Origin of the sequence: Flavihumibacter cheonanensis, from assembly GCF_022352215.1 — a bacterium.
GTDB lineage: Bacteria > Bacteroidota > Bacteroidia > Chitinophagales > Chitinophagaceae > Flavihumibacter > Flavihumibacter cheonanensis.
The window spans coordinates 792,209-809,450 of record NZ_JAKRWF010000002.1 but is presented as its reverse complement, the minus strand read 5'-3'; the positions used below and the strand labels follow the sequence as shown (position 1 = coordinate 809,450).

General features: G+C 44.5%; 11 protein-coding genes. 1 reads left to right on the top strand and 10 read right to left on the bottom strand.

Annotated elements, in window-relative coordinates; all coding sequences use genetic code 11:
* Nucleotides 1–15: 15 nt before the first annotated feature.
* From rhaT to MD536_RS12775, 3 genes are all read right to left on the bottom strand, one after another.
* Nucleotides 16–1,098: an L-rhamnose/proton symporter RhaT gene (gene rhaT, locus MD536_RS12785; RefSeq protein ID WP_239600334.1), complete on the bottom strand. Its 1,083-nt coding sequence runs from the start codon at nucleotides 1,096–1,098 to the stop codon at nucleotides 16–18.
* Between the two features lie 85 nt (nucleotides 1,099–1,183).
* Nucleotides 1,184–3,550 carry a TonB-dependent receptor gene (locus MD536_RS12780; RefSeq protein ID WP_239600332.1) on the bottom strand — a complete coding sequence of 789 codons (2,367 nt, stop codon included), beginning with the start codon at nucleotides 3,548–3,550 and terminating at the stop codon, nucleotides 1,184–1,186.
* Nucleotides 3,551–3,569: 19 nt separating this feature from the next.
* Nucleotides 3,570–7,007, bottom strand: coding sequence for a ThuA domain-containing protein (locus MD536_RS12775; RefSeq protein ID WP_239600330.1), 3,438 nt, complete (start codon nucleotides 7,005–7,007; stop codon nucleotides 3,570–3,572).
* 98 nt (nucleotides 7,008–7,105) lie between these two features.
* On the opposite strand from MD536_RS12775, the gene MD536_RS12770 reads away from it, so the two are divergent.
* Nucleotides 7,106–8,137 carry a GntR family transcriptional regulator gene (locus MD536_RS12770; protein ID WP_239600324.1) on the top strand — a complete coding sequence of 344 codons (1,032 nt, stop codon included), beginning with the start codon at nucleotides 7,106–7,108 and terminating at the stop codon, nucleotides 8,135–8,137.
* Here the strand turns inward: MD536_RS12770 and MD536_RS12765 are convergent, their stop codons facing one another.
* The 7 genes from MD536_RS12765 to MD536_RS12735 form a co-directional block, all read right to left on the bottom strand.
* A complete protein-coding gene (locus MD536_RS12765; RefSeq protein WP_239600313.1) occupies nucleotides 8,138–9,724 on the bottom strand; it encodes a GDSL-type esterase/lipase family protein in 1,587 nt (528 codons plus the stop codon).
* Between the two features lie 56 nt (nucleotides 9,725–9,780).
* Nucleotides 9,781–12,492, bottom strand: coding sequence for an alpha-L-rhamnosidase (locus tag MD536_RS12760; protein WP_239600307.1), 2,712 nt, complete (start codon nucleotides 12,490–12,492; stop codon nucleotides 9,781–9,783).
* Nucleotides 12,493–12,570: 78 nt separating this feature from the next.
* Nucleotides 12,571–12,957 carry a Dabb family protein gene (locus tag MD536_RS12755; protein ID WP_239600306.1) on the bottom strand — a complete coding sequence of 129 codons (387 nt, stop codon included), beginning with the start codon at nucleotides 12,955–12,957 and terminating at the stop codon, nucleotides 12,571–12,573.
* Nucleotides 12,958–12,967: 10 nt separating this feature from the next.
* Nucleotides 12,968–14,464, bottom strand: coding sequence for a cysteine--tRNA ligase (cysS, locus tag MD536_RS12750; protein ID WP_239600304.1), 1,497 nt, complete (start codon nucleotides 14,462–14,464; stop codon nucleotides 12,968–12,970).
* 74 nt (nucleotides 14,465–14,538) lie between these two features.
* Nucleotides 14,539–15,693, bottom strand: coding sequence for an endonuclease/exonuclease/phosphatase family protein (locus tag MD536_RS12745; RefSeq protein WP_239600302.1), 1,155 nt, complete (start codon nucleotides 15,691–15,693; stop codon nucleotides 14,539–14,541).
* 8 nt (nucleotides 15,694–15,701) lie between these two features.
* Nucleotides 15,702–16,625, bottom strand: a complete 924-nt coding sequence (locus MD536_RS12740) for a rhomboid family intramembrane serine protease (protein ID WP_239600300.1) — start codon at nucleotides 16,623–16,625, stop codon at nucleotides 15,702–15,704.
* 20 nt (nucleotides 16,626–16,645) lie between these two features.
* Nucleotides 16,646–17,242, bottom strand: coding sequence for a rhomboid family intramembrane serine protease (locus tag MD536_RS12735; protein ID WP_239600298.1), 597 nt, complete (start codon nucleotides 17,240–17,242; stop codon nucleotides 16,646–16,648).

Sequence of the window (17,242 nt, the reverse complement as noted above, 5' to 3'; positions counted from 1 at the left end):
GTTTCAAATAAATGATCAGGTTCGAATTGAATTGCCATAACCTACTACCAATACGGAAAGTATAATCAGCAGAATTCCGATGATAACATTTTTACGGGCATTTACAGGCGTGCCTTTCCACTCACTAAGAACTAATCCCCATGCATTGGCTACCAATATGATAAAAGCCATATGAAGAATCCAGGAACTCGGACCATTCCCCAATTTGCTTTCACCCATTCCATAAAAGAAAAACTGCAGAAACCAGGTGGTACCTGCCAGTGCACAGAATAACAGATTTTTTGCAATTGGAACGCTTTTGCTGGAATAATCACCGAAGGTCTTATTGCGATAATTTAAAAGCAGGCACCACACCAGATTGGTGGTAAGGCCGCCCCACAATACCACTACATAAGTAACATTATTCTGAAAGAGAAATTCGCCCTGACCAGCATTGGCTGCTTTCCAAATTTCATTCGCCGTGTTTGCCATGGGTTTTCCAGCTTCCAATCCGAAATTAAAGCAGGCACTCAGGATGCCACTGATGATAGAAACCAGTAGTCCAATTCCAAATTTATATTCCTGGTTTGCTGTAGTATTGGTTGCTCCGGATTGAAGAAATTTCTCCTTTTGTGTACCGGCTTTGCCACACCAGATGATGCCGAGAATACAAATCGCCAATCCTGCCAAAATTGTAAGTCCCCAGTAGGTACCGGTTAGCATGCCAATGGTATCCTTGCTTTCACCCGGATTAAACTGGTAATAAATAGCCGGGATAAGGGCGCCGAATACCATACATAATCCCAGGATGATGCTGCTACCTAAAGACACACCCAGATACCGAACACCCAGTCCGTAAGTGAGTCCGCCAATTCCCCAGAGCAGTCCAAAAAAATAGGTAAGTGTAAGCGTTGAGAATTTTGTTTCTGCAATAATTGTTGCAAAATCAGGGATAGTGATCCAGGCAGCCAAAGGCGGAACGATCAGCCAGGAAAACAATCCTCCGATTAACCAGTAGGTTTCCCAGGACCAGCCTTTAACTTTTTTGTACGGTATGTAAAAACTGCCGGAGGCAAATCCCCCAATAAAGTGAAACAGTACTCCTAATATGGCTTGCATACCTTAAAAATACAGGACAGTTGCATTTCAACTGTCCTGCAGTCACCCGACCGGTGGCATCCGCCGCGGCGGAGTGAGGAGTATATCAATTTATGGAATACCGGTAGGTCAGCCCATAGGTGGCAGGGGGCGCAATATGAACCGCACCAAAATCATAGGCATAGGAAATATATTGCTGGTCGGTAATATTGCGGCTCCAGAAATAGAATTCCGAACGTCGCGTATAAATCCCTGCCCTGGCATTCAGCAACTGGTAAGGCGATTGCCGGATGCTGTTCGATAAATTAAAATATTGCTCACCGAGATAGGTCCATTCTCCCCGAACCCTGATACCCATATGTGCTTTGGGAAATACGATCCGCTCATACTGAGCAGCCAGCATAGAAGTAACCGCAGGAGTAAAGATCTGGCGTCTGCCACTCAGGTCCACTTCATCACCATTGCTGGATACCTTGAGTGAGCTGTATTTCGCTCGGGTGGTTCCGAAATTGTAATCAACCTGCAGGCCTTTAAATGGCTTGGAAGAAAGTTCGAATTCAAAACCGCGACTTACCAGTTTGCCGGTATTCCGGGTGATGGTAATTGCATCAGGAAGGACCAGGGTAGGAACCTGGGCATCCGTAAGTTCAGTATAGAATACAGTAATGCCTAACCGCAGTTTACGATTCCATACTTCCTGCCGGAAACCCAATTCCAGGTTCGAGCTGTATTCAGGTTTGTAGGAAAACAATGGAGGTTGGGAGGGATCCGATCCCAGGCTGGTTAAACCACCGGTTCTGAACCCACGGGTGAAATTGGCAAAAAACCTTCCCTGCTCATTCACTTCATAACTAATACCCAATTTTGGAGAAAACGCAGAAAAGCCCGCCTTCGCAGAAGTATCCGGACGGGTAACCATTGGGTCAGCGCCTTCCGGCTGGAATTCTCCCAATACATTCAGCTTCTTGGATTCATAATCATACCGCAATCCTGCCAACACATTCCACTTTTCCGATATCGCATATTCCATCTGACCAAAGAATGCCAGTCCGCGGTTGTTCGCTTCGGAGGTAGTGATGGAAGAAAAATTAGTCATAGGCGCTCCGATCAATCCGGCATCTTCTCCAAAATAAGTAGCCTGTTTAACCGGCGCCTGCTGGGAAAACAGGTAGGCTCCTGCAGTCCAGTTCAATCGGGATGCAGCAGGTGTATTAGTTAACCTGAACTCCTGGGTCCACACGCTAACCTTGTTATATGCTTTGCCATAATCATTGATGATGGAAACCGCATCCAGGGGAGAAAAATCACCATCCAGCGGAGAATTATAGTACCGATAGTTTTTCTGAAAGGCAGTTTGTGAACTGAATAACAGTTTATCAGAACGATGTTGCACAGCCAGGCTCGCATTCTGGGTATTATCAATCATTTTACCCACCGCATTCTGGCTTAGTTTATAAAGTTCTTCCAATGCCGTTTCCACCCCGTTTACGAGGGGGAAAGCGCCCCAGTTGCGGTTATTCTGATGTTTAAAATTCGCAGTAACAGACCAATGCTGATTCACGCGGTATTTGAGAAAATAATTTCCGCTGATAGTTTGCTGTTCATCAAAACTTTTGTTGTTGAACTCGTTGGTATAATACCCATCCCTACCCTGGATCAAAGCTGTTGCTCCAAAATACAAACGATCTTTGACAACCGGTGTCTGAACACCTGCCGTATACCTGAACTGATCATAATTGCCATTGGTCAGTTCTACAAAAGCCCTTGTTTTGTTCGAAGGCTTTTTGGTAATAATATTGATCACACCGCCCATCGCATTACGACCGTACAACGTTCCCTGCGGCCCGCGCAACACTTCAATTCGCTCCACGTCATTGAGTTGGGGGATATAAGTATCCAGGCTGAACTGATTGACGCCATCCACGTACACTGCTACAGCAGGATCATAGGATGTTGTGGTGATTCCACGTATGCCCACTACATTTCTTTCATCACCGGAATGCCCCGCAAAATAATTGGGTATAATACCCGTGAGCTCCCTCGTATTCCATAACCGATACTGATTGATTTCTTTCGCAGATAAAGTGCTGATGCTATACGGAATAGTAGTCAGTCGCTGCTCCTTTTTCTCAGCACTCACAATCACTTCATCCAGTTGCTCAACCGATTCTGTTAACTGAATAGTCAGGTCTGTAACTGCTTGTTTTACCTGTACTTCTTTGGTTGCGATAGCATATCCAATAGCGGTAACTTCCAACAGGTAGTTGCCTGGCGCTAATTGCCGGAACTCAAACTGGCCGGAGGCATCAGTACTTTGGATTTCATCACTGTTCAATAACCGAACAGTTGCCCTGGCAATAGTTCGGTTATTGATATCAGTTATACGTCCGCTCAATGTAAAAGACTGTTGAGCCTGAACAATTGAAGCAAATAATAGAAATGCGGATAAAATCAAAAAGCCAACTCGTTTCATATCGTATCGGATCAAATAATTAATTACCTGTTAATGTCAATCCCTGCAAAGCCAGGGTTGTAAAGCTGCCTTCTCCGGAAGGCTTGCTCACTATGTAAAGTTTATGAATTTTTCCATCAGTTACTGGTTCCAGTTTTCCTGAAAGCATAGTACCGCCAAAACTTCCTGGTTTTACAGCCGGATGACCTGTGGTTCCAAGCTGTATTGTTCCCAGTAATTTACCATCCGGTGCATCCAGCCTTACTTCAAAACCAATCGCCTGCTTCGGTGTTTCCTGCCAGCCTGCTGTAAGCTGTATACCTTTCACTCCTGTCAGATCAATATCAGGAATTGCAAAATGACCAACACCATTCGGAACAATCATCAGCGTCATTCCATTATAATTCATAACCGAATAATCCTTCATATCAGCAGCTTCTGCAAAATTCAGTATAGGATGCCTGAGTGCTGCCTGTGCAGAGGAAGAAAGCGAACGCAAACCAGGTCCGCCTTTATCTGAATATGTGGCAGAGATTACCAAAGCTCCGTTTGGTTTCACCGGCTTTCCTAATGTCGGCTGCAGGCTTCCGGAAACCGGAAGGGATTTCTGTTTGTTTCCGGCATTCAGGGATTGAATCCAGTTTACAATTTTAGCCGCATCTCCGGGCTTCAGATCCGGATGCGCAGGCATTGCTACCTCTCCCCATACGCCTGCGCCACCTTTGATCATCTTGTTGATCAGGTAACTGGCGGCATCCGCCTGGCCAGCATATTTTTTAGCTACTTCAAAATAAGCCGGACCAATCGACTTTTCATTTTCCTTGTGACAGGATTTACAATCCAGCGACTGAATCAGGCTCTTACCAATGATTACATCTGAAACAACCTGGTGACCAAGATTAGCGCCAGCCTTATCAAAACCTTCCACGTAATCTGCAGATATGTATAAGTCTGTTAGATCCTTACCTGCATTCGGATCGTCCGCATCCTTCACCTGCACTTCATACTGCACAGGAATTCCGGGGAAATAAAAGCGTTGATTTCCGGTAAGCATCACCGTTACCTCAGGAGCAATATTGCCGGCATAGAGGGCCGCACCGGCAGATTTGCTGCTTGCTTTTGCAGGATCACTTACTTCTACTGTTATTTCATAGTCGCCTGCTTTTTCATAGGTATGTGTTATAGTAGGCTCCGTTGTTTCCTTGATAACGCCATTACCCAGGTTCCACTTATAGCTTATTTTATCTTTCTCGGGATCTTTCGCCTCCACAGTAGCCTTTACCGTAAGCGGAAGTTTGCCAGAGGTTTTATCAAGTGTAATAGTTCCCACTTTGGGGGCGCGATTGCCTCCATTGTAGTCGATCCGGCCAAGACCCGCATCCGGGTTCTTGCTGAACCAGCCACTTCCATATTCAATGAAATAGAGTTTGCCATCCGGACCAACTTCCATATCTATCATGCTGTTAAAGCGGATATTGGAGAGGAAAGGTTCCATCTTGTCAAAATCTCCATTGGGTAACATGGTCACCGCTTTTACCCAGCCCCTGATCCAGTCGTAAATAATGAGTTTACCATTATAATAATCCGGCAACCTGGTTTCAGCTGGAAAACGATCGGTGTAATATACAGGACCCGCCATTGCATTTCTTCCGCCAGTCATCACTTGCGGGAATTCCGCAGATGCACCATAAGGATACCAGATAAATGCAGACTGGGGAACCGGCAGTTCTTTAATACCTGTATTGTTGCGGGAATTGTTTAACGGCTTATTTACATCAAACTTTACACCGGTAGTTCCCGAACCATAATCATACTCATAGTAGGGTTTGTTATCGGCAATAAAGAAAGGCCATCCGAAATGACCGGCTTTCCTGGCCTGGTTTACTTCATCGTATCCTCTTGGACCACGAGTATCGAAACTGTCCACCCCCGCATCCGGCCCAACTTCACCCCAGTACAGATAACCTGTTTTCTGATCTACAGAAATCCGATAGGGATTGCGGTTACCCTGAACATAAATTTCGGGTCTTGTACCCGGCGTTCCTTTCGGATAAAGATTGCCATCCGGAATTTCATAACTACCATCCTCTTTTACCCAGATACGCAGAATTTTGCCCCGGAGATCATTGGCATTACCGGAAGTTCGACGTGCATCGTATTGCTGATGTCCGGGACGATCATCCAGGGGCGCATAACCATGGCTTACATAGGGTTGTTTGGGTTCATCAAAAGGTGTAGCGTTATCACCAGTTGAAACATAAAGTAATCCATCTTTGTCAAACGCAATGGAGCCACCTGTATGACAGCAGATATTACGATCAGAATGAAACTCCAGCACTACTTTTTCATTTATCAGCGTGTCTTTTTCAAAAGTGAAGCGGGATAAGCGGTTTACGGAAGCTTCGGCCGGACTGTAAAAAATAAACACGTGTTTATTCTTTTCAAAATTAGGATCAGCCTGTAATCCAAGTACTCCTTCTTCTGCGTTTACTCCCGGTGTTTCCGTTTTCCAGTAAGCATTCAGAAAGAGTGCCTGCTTAACAGTTGAATCGCCGGACTTATAATATAGGATTTCGCCCCTTCGTTGTGCAATCAGGATATCCAGGTTAGGCAACACCGTTAGTTCGGTAGGTTCGAAGAATGTGCCATTTACCAGCATGGTTTTAGTAAAGCGATCTTCATCCGGCACCATGGCTGTTTTTGCTTTGGAGTAATCGAGTTTTTTATTTTTTCCAATAGCATATTGTATGCCTCCGAGTAAATGTTTCAGGAAAGCTTCTTCGCCAAAGGATTCTTTGGTATGGCCCAGCGCAGTATAAAAAGCGCGGCCCCCATCATATTCATGATACCAGGACATCGGGTGATCATCACCGTTTTTACCGCCATTATATGTCTTCTCATCAATCTTCATGATTACGGAGACATCTTTATTCATTTTTTTATAGCTATAGAACTCATCCGTTCGTTTCCAGTCGGCAGGCAGGTGTTTGGTTGCTGCATGGTTATTGTCAACCACTTTCAGCACACCTTCCTGCACGTTGGGAAACGTATCAGTAATTCCGGGATGGTCCAGAAAATATCCTCCAACCATTCTGCCGTACCAACCCCAATCATATTCAGTATCAGCAGCAGCATGCACACCCACATAACCACCACCCGCCTGAATATAACGTTCGAAGGCCGCCTCCTGGTAATGGTTTAATACATCACCGGTAGTGCTTAAAAAAACTACAGCGGAATAATTACGAAGACTATCTTCATTAAAATAAGCAGCGTCTCTTGTGGTATCCACATCAAAACCATTTTCTGCACCCAATTTTTGAATGGCAGCCATTCCATCAGGAATGGAATTGTGATAAAATCCGGCTGTTTTACTGAAAACAAGAATTTTCGGTTTACCGGGACGGGAATTACAAGAGGGAAGAAAAATCAGACCTGATACTACCAAAACCAGGATTCCGGCGAAGAATCGTTGCATGCTGTTAAATTAAATTTGTTAAAGCTACCGAATTGATACAGTATTTATTTATACTTTCTAATTGATTAAATCTATTTTTTTAACTTGTTTGCCCTACCATGACATCTGACAATATTTACAGATATATCCAGATTGATGATCGGTCTGTAACACCCAAATACCAGCAACTCATCAGTTCGCTGCTTAAGGCAGTTGAATCAGGAGGCATTACAACCGATTATCCCCTACCGTCCATTAATGAATTAAGTTATGAGCTGGATATTTCCCGAGATACAGCTGAAAAAGCCTACCGGCATCTAAAGCAAATGGGCGTTATCGGCTCTGTGCCCGGAAAGGGTTATTTCATAATCAAAACGGATATTTCCCAAACCATCCGGGTTTTCCTCTTATTCAACAAACTCAGCGCACATAAAAAAATCATCTACGATTCAATAGTATCCATGCTGGGCGAAAAAGCTGCAATTGATTTTTATATCTACAACAACGATTATAGTCTGTTTAAACAACTCCTTCGCAATCTCAAAACAGATTACACACATTGTGTGATCATACCACATTTTCTGGAGGGCGGCGAACTGGCTTACCAGGAAATCAATGCAATAGAAAATGCTCAACTTATCCTTCTTGACAAAAAGATCCAGGGTATTAACCGTCCTTTCGGTGCAGTCTATGAAAATTTTGAACGCGATATTTTTTCCGCCCTCGTGGAAGCGCTTCCTGCTCTCCAGCGTTATGATACCATTAAAATTATTTTTCCTTCCTACACGTATTTTCCGGATGAAATACTAAAAGGATTTCTTCATTTCTGCAGGGAATATGCTTTCCAGTATAAAGTGGTCGCCAACATCCAGGAAGAGACCATTTCAAAAGGAGAGGTGTATATCAACCTGATGGAAGAAGACCTTGTGGTATTATTGGATAAAATTCAGCAAATGCAATGGCAACCCGGGCAGGATGTAGGTATCATCTCCTACAATGAAACACCTCTTAAACGATTTATACTGAACGGCATTACAACTATCTCTACTGATTTCAAAGCAATGGGCGAAGCAACTGCCAGAATGATTATAGACAATCAACTGAGTGAAATTGAAGTACCCTTTAAACTCACCCTGCGTCCATCACTTTGATTATTTCCTCTTCATCGCTTCAGCAATACCTTTTTCTAGAAGGGGTTCCATGATTTGGTATCCGGCTTCCGTAGGATGAATGCCATCTTTTGCCAGGTGAACCGAAAGTCCCTTGCGTTCATCTGCCATCGCAGCAAAATAATCCACATATACCAGTCCCTGTTTTTTGGCATACTCTTTCAACAGTGCATTCAAAGCAACTACTTTACCCGCAGGCTCCTTGCCCGGGCTCCAGGGAAAATCATAGGCCGGTAGCACCGAACAAAGCACCACTTTGATATTGTTTGCTTTCGCTATCTCTGCCATGGAAACAATATTATCAAAGGTCTGTTCAATTGTCATAGGCCCGGTATTTCCCGCAATATCATTTATCCCTGCCAGGATCACTACTACTTTTGGTTTGAGGTTGACAACATCCGGTTTGAAACGTAACAACATCTGTGGTGTGGTTTGTCCGCTTATACCACGGTTGATATAAGGGCGACCTGAAAAGAAACCGGGGCGACTGTTTTTCCATCCTTCCGTAATGGAGTTGCCCATGAACACGACCCGCTGCTCACCAGCTTTTGGTGCACCAATTGCTTCATTGTCTTTCGCAAACCTTCGGAAATTGGCCCAATCATTTTTATTTAAAAGTTCCTGTTCCATGCTGTTCTTTTTCCAACCTTTATAGTCGATATTGGCTTTCCATCCGGTAGGATTTACAGGCCATAGCCAGCCATGCTCTCCCATCCAGTCAGCTACCCTTTCTATCCAGGTATCGGTATGCAGGTTCTGTTTACGCATTCCGAATCCATGTCCGCCTGTTTCATACATATGCAACTCCACCGGCTGTTTTGCTGCCAGCCATTTGTTGTAGATGTCTACACTATGCGGAGCCAGTCCCAGGTTGTCATTCGAAGCTGCAATAACAAATGCCGGCATTGGAACGGATGGCACAGTTGTTTTACCTGGTAATCTTCCTGTGTACGCATAAACCGGAACAATAAAGTCAGGGCGGTTTTTTTCTTCTGCGTTATACGCAACCGACATTGTAACATTACCTCCTGCAGAGAAGCCCATAAAACCAATCCGGTTTTTCGCAATATTGAACTCATCAGCATGCGCACGAACATATTCCACTGCTTTTAGTCCGTCCTCCATAGTCATTGGAAGTACCGTTGCATAATCGTATTTGTCAGCGCCATTCCCTGAAATAGCTTTCCCCATTTCAATGGTAGGTTCATCGGTAAGGCTTTTGACCAATCTATACTTCAATACAAAGGCAGTAACTCCCTTTGTATTTAACCATTTGGCAACATCAATACCTTCACTGTTAATCGAAAGAGCATGAAAGCCTCCGCCTGGAGCTATAATCACCGCCGTGTTGGTGTTATTCCCCGCAGGTGCCGGATATACCGTGATACTGGGTTCCGTAACATTATAAACCACCGGTGTTTGCCAGGAACTATTTTCGAGGTATTTCTCTTCCCAGTTCCAATTTTCAGAACCGGGAGCTCTCCCACTGTATAATTTTATTACCTGCTGCGCATATCCTATACTGTTAGTACATACAAGTATCAGCAGCAAAACAATCAATCGTTGCATAGTGCTAGTGTATTTTGGCACCTAAATATACTTTAAGTTTGACCGTCAACCGGAATTCAATTTCTGCATTCAAACCAGTACCTGCCGGATCCTATGCGAACCGGTATAGTACTGCCGACAGCACTCAATGGTTCCAGATCTGTCCGACCCAATAAAGACTTGCCGGATTCCGAAATGTCTGCAGCAGAAGTAGCCGGACAAAATACAGTAGCAATTGTGTTAGGAGGTACCACTATTTCCATAATGAAGCGGTCTTCTTCATGCTTCCACCCTGCTGCCAATTCTCCATATGCAGTTTGTAAACTCCCTTTAGCGTGAGTTAGCTTTCCACCCGGATGAGGCCTAACAAAAAACTGCTTAAAGCCAGGATGAGCAGGATCAGCCTGGATTCCGGTTATGTGTTCATACATCCATTCCCCAATCGCGCCATAGGCATAATGATTAAAGGAATTCATACCTGCATTCTGAAAACTGCTATCGGGCTTTTGTCCGTCCCAACGCTCCCAAATAGTAGTTGCACCCATCTTTACAGGGTATAACCAGGAAGGATAAGTTTCCTGCAGTAATAAGGTAAAAGCAAGGTCTTCATGCCCGAAACGGGACAATACTTTACACAGGTAAGGAGCGCCAAGAAAACCGGTAGTAAGGTGATTGTCATACGATTTCACATTTTCTGCCAGTCGGTTGGCTGCTTGCTGTCGCATGGATTCGGGTAACATATCAAACTGAAGTGCCAGCACATAAGCAGTTTGGGAGGAAGATACCAGGCGACCGTTGGGTGTTACATATTCCTGCTGAAAAGCTCTTTTGATTTCGTTTAAGAGTGCCCGGTAGTTGGCGGCATCTTCCTTTTTTCCTAATACTTCAGCCGCCTGCATAGTAAGTTGGGTGCTGTATGCGTAGAAACATTGTGCGATCAGGTATTTATCCGTAATAGCTGCACGACCGTCGGTATCATCATCCGGACGATAAAAAAGCCAGTCGCCAAAATGGAAACCTGTATTCCATAAATTTTTATTGCTCTTACTGCTCATGAATTTAATCCAGGCCTGCATGCTTGCGTACTGTTCAGTCAGTGTACGCAGATCGCCATACACTACCCATTGCTGCCAGGGAATGATGGTTGCCGCATCTGCCCATCCTGCAGAGCCAACAGCCCCTTCACCCAGTACATTGGGAACTACAAAAGGAACCGCGCCATTGGAAAGCTGATCCAGTGAAAGATCTTTCAGCCATTTGGAGAAGAAGGCGCGTACATCAAAGTTGAAAGTGGCGGTGCGATAAAAGGCCTGTGCATCGCCCGTCCAGCCAAGTCGCTCATCCCGCTGCGGGCAATCAGTAGGAACATCCAGAAAATTACCCCGCTGACCCCATTGAATATTTTTTTGCAACTGATTGATCAACGGATTCGAGGTTTCAAATTCCCCGGTTTTTTGCATATCGGAGTATAAAACATAGGCAGTATAATCTGCGGGATCAGGATCCTTCGACAAGCCATCAATCTTTATATAACGAAAACCCTGAAACGTAAACTTGGGTTCAAATTCCTCCAAACCATTACCCGATAATACAAACTGATTTAACTGTTTGGCGGAACGCAGATTCTCGGTATAGAAATTTCCTTTTTTATCCAACACTTCAGCGTGATAAATGGAGATAGTGTCACCTTTGTTACCGCGAACTTTCACACGCACCCAGCCCACCATGTTCTGACCAAAATCCAGCACTTTCTCCCCTTTGGGAGTGGTTATAAATTTCACCGGCTGAAATACTTCTCTTTTTCTGATCGGCTCATTCTGGGTAGCAACCAGTGCTTTGGTATATCCTGGCATTAATTTTACCGGCGCCCAATTATGATCATCAAATCCAGGAGCAGCCCATCCTTTCAGCATTCTGTTATTATCAATGATTTCACCATGATAAATTTCAGAGGAACGAACTTCCGCAGTGGAGCTTTTCCATTTTTCGTCGGACAGGATCCAGTCAGTACTGCCATCGCTATAGGTAATTTTCAACTGGTAGAGCAGAGCCAGTTCTTTGCCATAGAAATTATTTTGTCCGGCAAAACCGATATAACTTCTGTACCAGCCGCTACCCAAACTAACACCGGTTACATTTTCGCCGGGCTGCAATAATTCACTCACTTCGTATACCTGGTACTGCAGGCGTTTATCGTAGCTGGTCCAGCCGGGAGATAAATAAGCATCCCCAATTCGTTTACCATTTAATTGCGCTTCATACATACCCAGGGAGGTAATGTATAAATGAGCGGACCTTATTTTTTTCTTTGCCGTACTAAAGGAACGACGAAGAACAGGACTTGGCTTGCCCTCCTCTTCCTTTACAACACCGATCCATTTCGCTTTCCAGAAGCCTGGATCAAAAGCGCCGGTATGCCAGTAAGCCCAATCGCTCCATTTACTTGTTTTGTTTTGCTGATCCCAAACCCTGACTCTCCAGAAATAGGTTTCGCCGGAATTCAATGCCGCTCCTTTATAGGCAACCAGCACCGAACTATCAGAAGCTTGTTTTCCCGATTGCCAAACCTGTTTACCATTGGTAGCACCCTGCCGAACTTCCAGTTCATAGGCAGATTGACGGATTCCCCGTTGTGTGCCTGTTAATTGCCAGCTAAAACGGGGCTGCGGATGATCCACTCCCAGCGGATTGGTAAGGCTTTCTGTCTTAAGATTTGTAATGGCTACCTGTGAAAAAACAGAGGTGCAAAGAAGGAGTAACAGGAAACTCCCTGGTATTCTGGCAATCATATTCAATCGTTGGCTGATTAATTGGCCTAAGTAACAGGGAAAGCGGCAATTTACCGTCCTGAGCTGTGCTGACTACTATTATTTTTCAGCCCAGTAATCGATCACCAATACCTTTTCCAGATGAGGTTTCAATATAGCGCCAAATGCTTTATGATCGGGATGGGGTAAGTAAATTTCGCGGTCCTTTTCCGAATTAAATGTCAGGAAGAAACAATGTGTAAAGCCTTGAGCTAATCCTTCCGGACTATTATTCGTACCCCACTCAAAACCTTTGATTTCCGGTATTTTAGAAGGAAGGGTCCGAAATGCATCTTCCACTTTTTTTATATCAGCCGCGCTGCTACCCGGCTTAAAAGAGAACAGCACCACATGACGAAGTTGCCTGTGATGCTGTTGTTTCGTTTGTGCCTGTATGTTGGTGTTCATTAATACACTGATCAAAAACAGCGTGATTAGTTTATACATATCGGTTTAATTAGGCATAACTGATGCTTACTCCACCGTCCTTCTCATCTTTCAGTAAGATACCTAATTCCTGTAACTGGTTGCGGATTTTATCAGAAGTTGCGAAATCTTTTTTTGATTTGGCCTCTTTCCGGATATCGATCAGCAATTGCAACACACCATCCAGTTTGCCATCCTGTCCGGCTGCGGCCTGTTCATCCTGCAATCCGAAAATATCTTCCAGGTACACTTTAAACGCCTTTTGCATTTTTTCAATGGTGGCTTTAGAAAGTGCATCAGCCGAAACATGTTTATCCTTCATACCGTTGATTACGGGTACCAGTTCAAACATATTAGCCAGGACTTTGGCAGTATTGATATCATCGTTCATGAATTCATCAAATTCATCTACCAGTTTATTGGCTTTTGAATCCAGATCCGCATCGGTTGCTGATGCGCCTCCGGTTGTAAAGCCACTCAATACCTGGTAGGCATCCCATAAGCGGCGCATGCCTTTCTGAGCTGCCTGCAGGGCTTCATTGCCGAAATCAAGTGTACTTCTGTAATGGGTCTGCAGGATAAAGAAACGAACCGTCATCGGGTGATAAGCCTGTTCCAGAAGGGGATGTGTACCGCTGAAAAGTTCGGTCAGTTTGATTACATTGTTATAGCTCTTACCCATTTTCCGGCCATTAATGGTGATCATGTTATTGTGCATCCAGTAACGGGCAGGAACGTGTTTGTTACATATAGTACTTTGAGCTATTTCACTTTCATGATGCGGGAATTGCAAATCCATTCCACCACCATGGATGTCAAACTCTTTGCCCAGGTATTTGGTAGCCATGGCAGAGCATTCGATATGCCAGCCGGGAAAACCTTCACCCCAGGGACTGGCCCAACGCATGATATGCTCAGGCGGAGCAGCCTTCCAAAGAGCGAAATCCTGTTTGTTTTGTTTTTCATCCTGGCCTTCCAGTTCCCGGGTGGTTTCCAGTAGATCTTCCATCACCCGTCCGCTAAGCTTACCATAGGGATACTGCTCTGCATATTTTTTTACATCAAAATAGACAGAACCATTCCGCTCATAGGCGTACCCTTCCGCGATGATCTTTTTAATCATTTCAATCTGCTCCACGATATGTCCGGTTGCTGTTGGCTCTATGGATGGATCGAGCGTATTGAACTGTTTCATCGCCCAGTGGAAGAGATTGGTATACTTGGTGACCAGTTCCATCGGTTCCAGCTTTTCGATCTGGGCCTTGGTTGAGATCTTATCCTCGGCTTCCCGGCCTTCTTCCTCAAAATGGCCGGCATCTGTAATATTCCTTACATAACGTACTTTATATCCCAGGTGAACCAGGTAGCGGTTCAATACATCAAATGTGATATAGGGTCGTGCATGGCCCAGATGGCTTTCACCGCTTACGGTTGGACCGCAGACATACATCCCAACATAACCCGGTACAATGGGCTCAAATACTTCTTTCTGTCTTGTGTAGGAGTTGTAAACTTTCAATTCAGCCATGATCTTATGGATTGCTTGCAAAAATAAAGGGATAACGCTCTTAGGTGGTAAAAGATTATATATTGGGAATTATTTCACTTTGATAACCAGGTGGAATCCGGAAGACGAAAATCCGTAATCAGAGGGAAATGATCTGAGAGCTGGGGATGCGGATTGCGGCACTGGACAATCTCAAATGCCTGATCAAGCAGGGTATAATCGATACGGAGCGTAGGAGAAATAGAAGAATAGGTTCGTCCCACTCCAAACCCCTTTTTAGTAAATGCATCCTGAAAATCTCCCTTTACCCGATTGTACACATAGGAGTGTGGTAGATCGTTAAAGTCGCCTGTAATAATAGCCGGATAGGGGCTCTTATCCAGTTCCTTCCTTACTTTATTTGCCTGATCCTGCCTGAAACCGTATGCCTGCCTGAATTTCCGGAATATACCAACTGATTTAACAAGGGTACTGTCATCCCCTTTTTTTATGTCTTCCAGGCTTTGAAATTCCGTACCAGTAAAAAGCAGGGATTGCAGGTGGGTGGTCATTATACGGACCATCTGGCCATGTATATTCAAATCAGCATAGATATAACTCTCATTTGCCTTCTTTTCTTTAGGCCCATCAAACTTTCCCCGGAAGGTCTTTTTAATGGGAAATTTGGAAAAGATCGCGACCCCATGTTCATAAGCTGTATCCGGCCGGCGATGATCCATTGCATAATAGAAATACCGGAAACCCAGGCTATCGCGGAAAAAAGGGATGTTTTCAGGGAAGCGTTCCGGATCATTTGATTCAAAAAACTCCTGCATACAGAGGATATCCGGATCCTGGATACGGATATAGGCAAAAATCTGCTTGCGTAGGGTCCGGTTGCGTTTGGTGCCAGGTCTCATCTGGCCAAATCGTTCCACATTCCATTGCATAATCCGAACGGTACCCTCCTGTTTCGTTATAACTGAAGGCGCCATCAGGTGAAAAGCAAAAAAAGCATTGATGGATTTCCAGCTAACCACAAGTACAAGCAGGGGAAGGATAAACCATTTGCTCCGTACAACAATCCAGAAAATCAGAATACCAAATAAAACGAGCAGCAGGAAAGCATAGCCAACTCCAAGCAATGCGATATACCAGTATTTCGAAGGAGGCAGAAAGGCGGAGATACAGGCCAGTCCATAGAGCAGGCTTATTATAAACGTCAGCGCTACCAACAGCTTTTTCGAAATTCTGCGCAATGGGAATGGCATTTCCGAAATTACAATTCCTCTTCGTTTGCCGCCCTTTTCAGAATATCTTTTTCTTCGTCGGTTAACATATGATAGCCCTCCTGGTTGATCTTATCCAGTATCTGGTCTATTCGTTGTTGGGTGATATGAGGATATTTTTTAAAGGGTGCCTGACCACTTACTTTGTAGAAGAAATTATCCTTTTTCTTTTTTGTTTTGCGGGAAGGTTTTTCCGGATTAAAGAGATTTTCAAACCAATCGAAAAACTGGTTGATCCAGGTGCTCCAGTCGCGGCCCCGCCGCATTTGGTAGATAAACATAAAACCTGTTGCGCCTCCCGCAATCTGTGCCAGGTAAATCTCTGGCCTGGAAACCGGCATACCCGCAAAGTTTACAATGATATACACTGCAGTAATTATCCAAAGCGGTATTCCTCCGTTGATCATGGGAAAGATGCGGTAATCAGGAGCTACTGAAGTAGTGGCAACTGCCACGGCAAGAATGGAAGCATTGGCTCCCATCATGGTTATACCTGCCATTTGTCCGGCAGGGTGTGGAACAAGGTAATGGGAGATAACAAAAACAATTCCTCCAACCCAGCCACCCAGCAGATATACCGGAACCAGTTTCCGGTTACCAGTCATATCCTGGAGAATGTAACCAAACATCCATAGCCAGAGCATATTGGCCAGTATATGGAAAACATCCACATGTGTAAACATGAAGGTCAGCAGGGTCCAGGGACGGGTGGCCAGTTTTTCAACAGCAGCAGGCATCCTGAACCAATCCAGAACAGTTGGTTCAAAGGAATTCATATTCATCCCGCTCAACTGGTAGATGACATAAATAAATTTGAGCAGCACAAACAGTACTGCGTTTACCACCACCAGGTTCACCAGTGCATTTCCATCAGCTCCCAGCAGCATTCTTCTGCTGCTTCTTTGTTCCTGCAAATTCATCGATTACCCCCCTCTTAATAAAACGTATTACGATTTGTTTTGTTCCAGATCAAGACCAATATAAAACCAGCCAGCGCCCCGCCCAGGTGGGCCCAGTGCGCCACATTATCACCATCCACCCGTGCAAACGCACCAAACAGATCCAATGCCATAAACCCGGGAATCAGGTATTTAGCTTTAATTGGAACCGGTATAAACATCAGCATCAGTTCCGTGTTGGGAAACAGGTAAGCAAATGCAGCCATAATTCCCATGATCGCACCCGATGCGCCAACAGCCAAATTAAAATTCGGATCAATAAACAGTTGCGCTACGCCGGCAGCAATTCCACAGATGATGTAAAAATTAAAAAATCGTTTTGCTCCCCACAAATTTTCCAGGATTGGTCCGAAAATAAACAGGGAAAACATGTTGAAAAAGATATGCATCAGTCCGCCATGCAGAAACATATAGGTTACCAGCTGCCAGATCTTAAAAAAGGGTGATCCTAACGGGAAGAGCGCCCCGTATCGCTCAATCAGATAACCCTGGCCCTGGAAAAGGTATTGCGCTATAAAGACCAGCACATTTGCTATGATGATATTTTTTACTACAGGTGATAATTGCCTCAT

Excerpts from the sequence above, each read along its gene's own strand:
- rhaT (WP_239600334.1), bottom strand. The coding sequence starts at position 1,098 with ATGCAAGCCATATTAGGAGTACTGTTTCACTTTATTGGGGGATTTGCC.
- MD536_RS12780 (WP_239600332.1), bottom strand. The coding sequence starts at position 3,550 with ATGAAACGAGTTGGCTTTTTGATTTTATCCGCATTTCTATTATTTGCT.
- MD536_RS12775 (WP_239600330.1), bottom strand. The coding sequence starts at position 7,007 with ATGCAACGATTCTTCGCCGGAATCCTGGTTTTGGTAGTATCAGGTCTG.
- MD536_RS12770 (WP_239600324.1), top strand. The coding sequence starts at position 7,106 with ATGACATCTGACAATATTTACAGATATATCCAGATTGATGATCGGTCT.
- MD536_RS12765 (WP_239600313.1), bottom strand. The coding sequence starts at position 9,724 with ATGCAACGATTGATTGTTTTGCTGCTGATACTTGTATGTACTAACAGT.
- MD536_RS12760 (WP_239600307.1), bottom strand. The coding sequence starts at position 12,492 with ATGATTGCCAGAATACCAGGGAGTTTCCTGTTACTCCTTCTTTGCACC.
- MD536_RS12755 (WP_239600306.1), bottom strand. The coding sequence starts at position 12,957 with ATGTATAAACTAATCACGCTGTTTTTGATCAGTGTATTAATGAACACC.
- cysS (WP_239600304.1), bottom strand. The coding sequence starts at position 14,464 with ATGGCTGAATTGAAAGTTTACAACTCCTACACAAGACAGAAAGAAGTA.
- MD536_RS12745 (WP_239600302.1), bottom strand. The coding sequence starts at position 15,693 with ATGCCATTCCCATTGCGCAGAATTTCGAAAAAGCTGTTGGTAGCGCTG.
- MD536_RS12735 (WP_239600298.1), bottom strand. The coding sequence starts at position 17,242 with ATGAGGCAATTATCACCTGTAGTAAAAAATATCATCATAGCAAATGTG.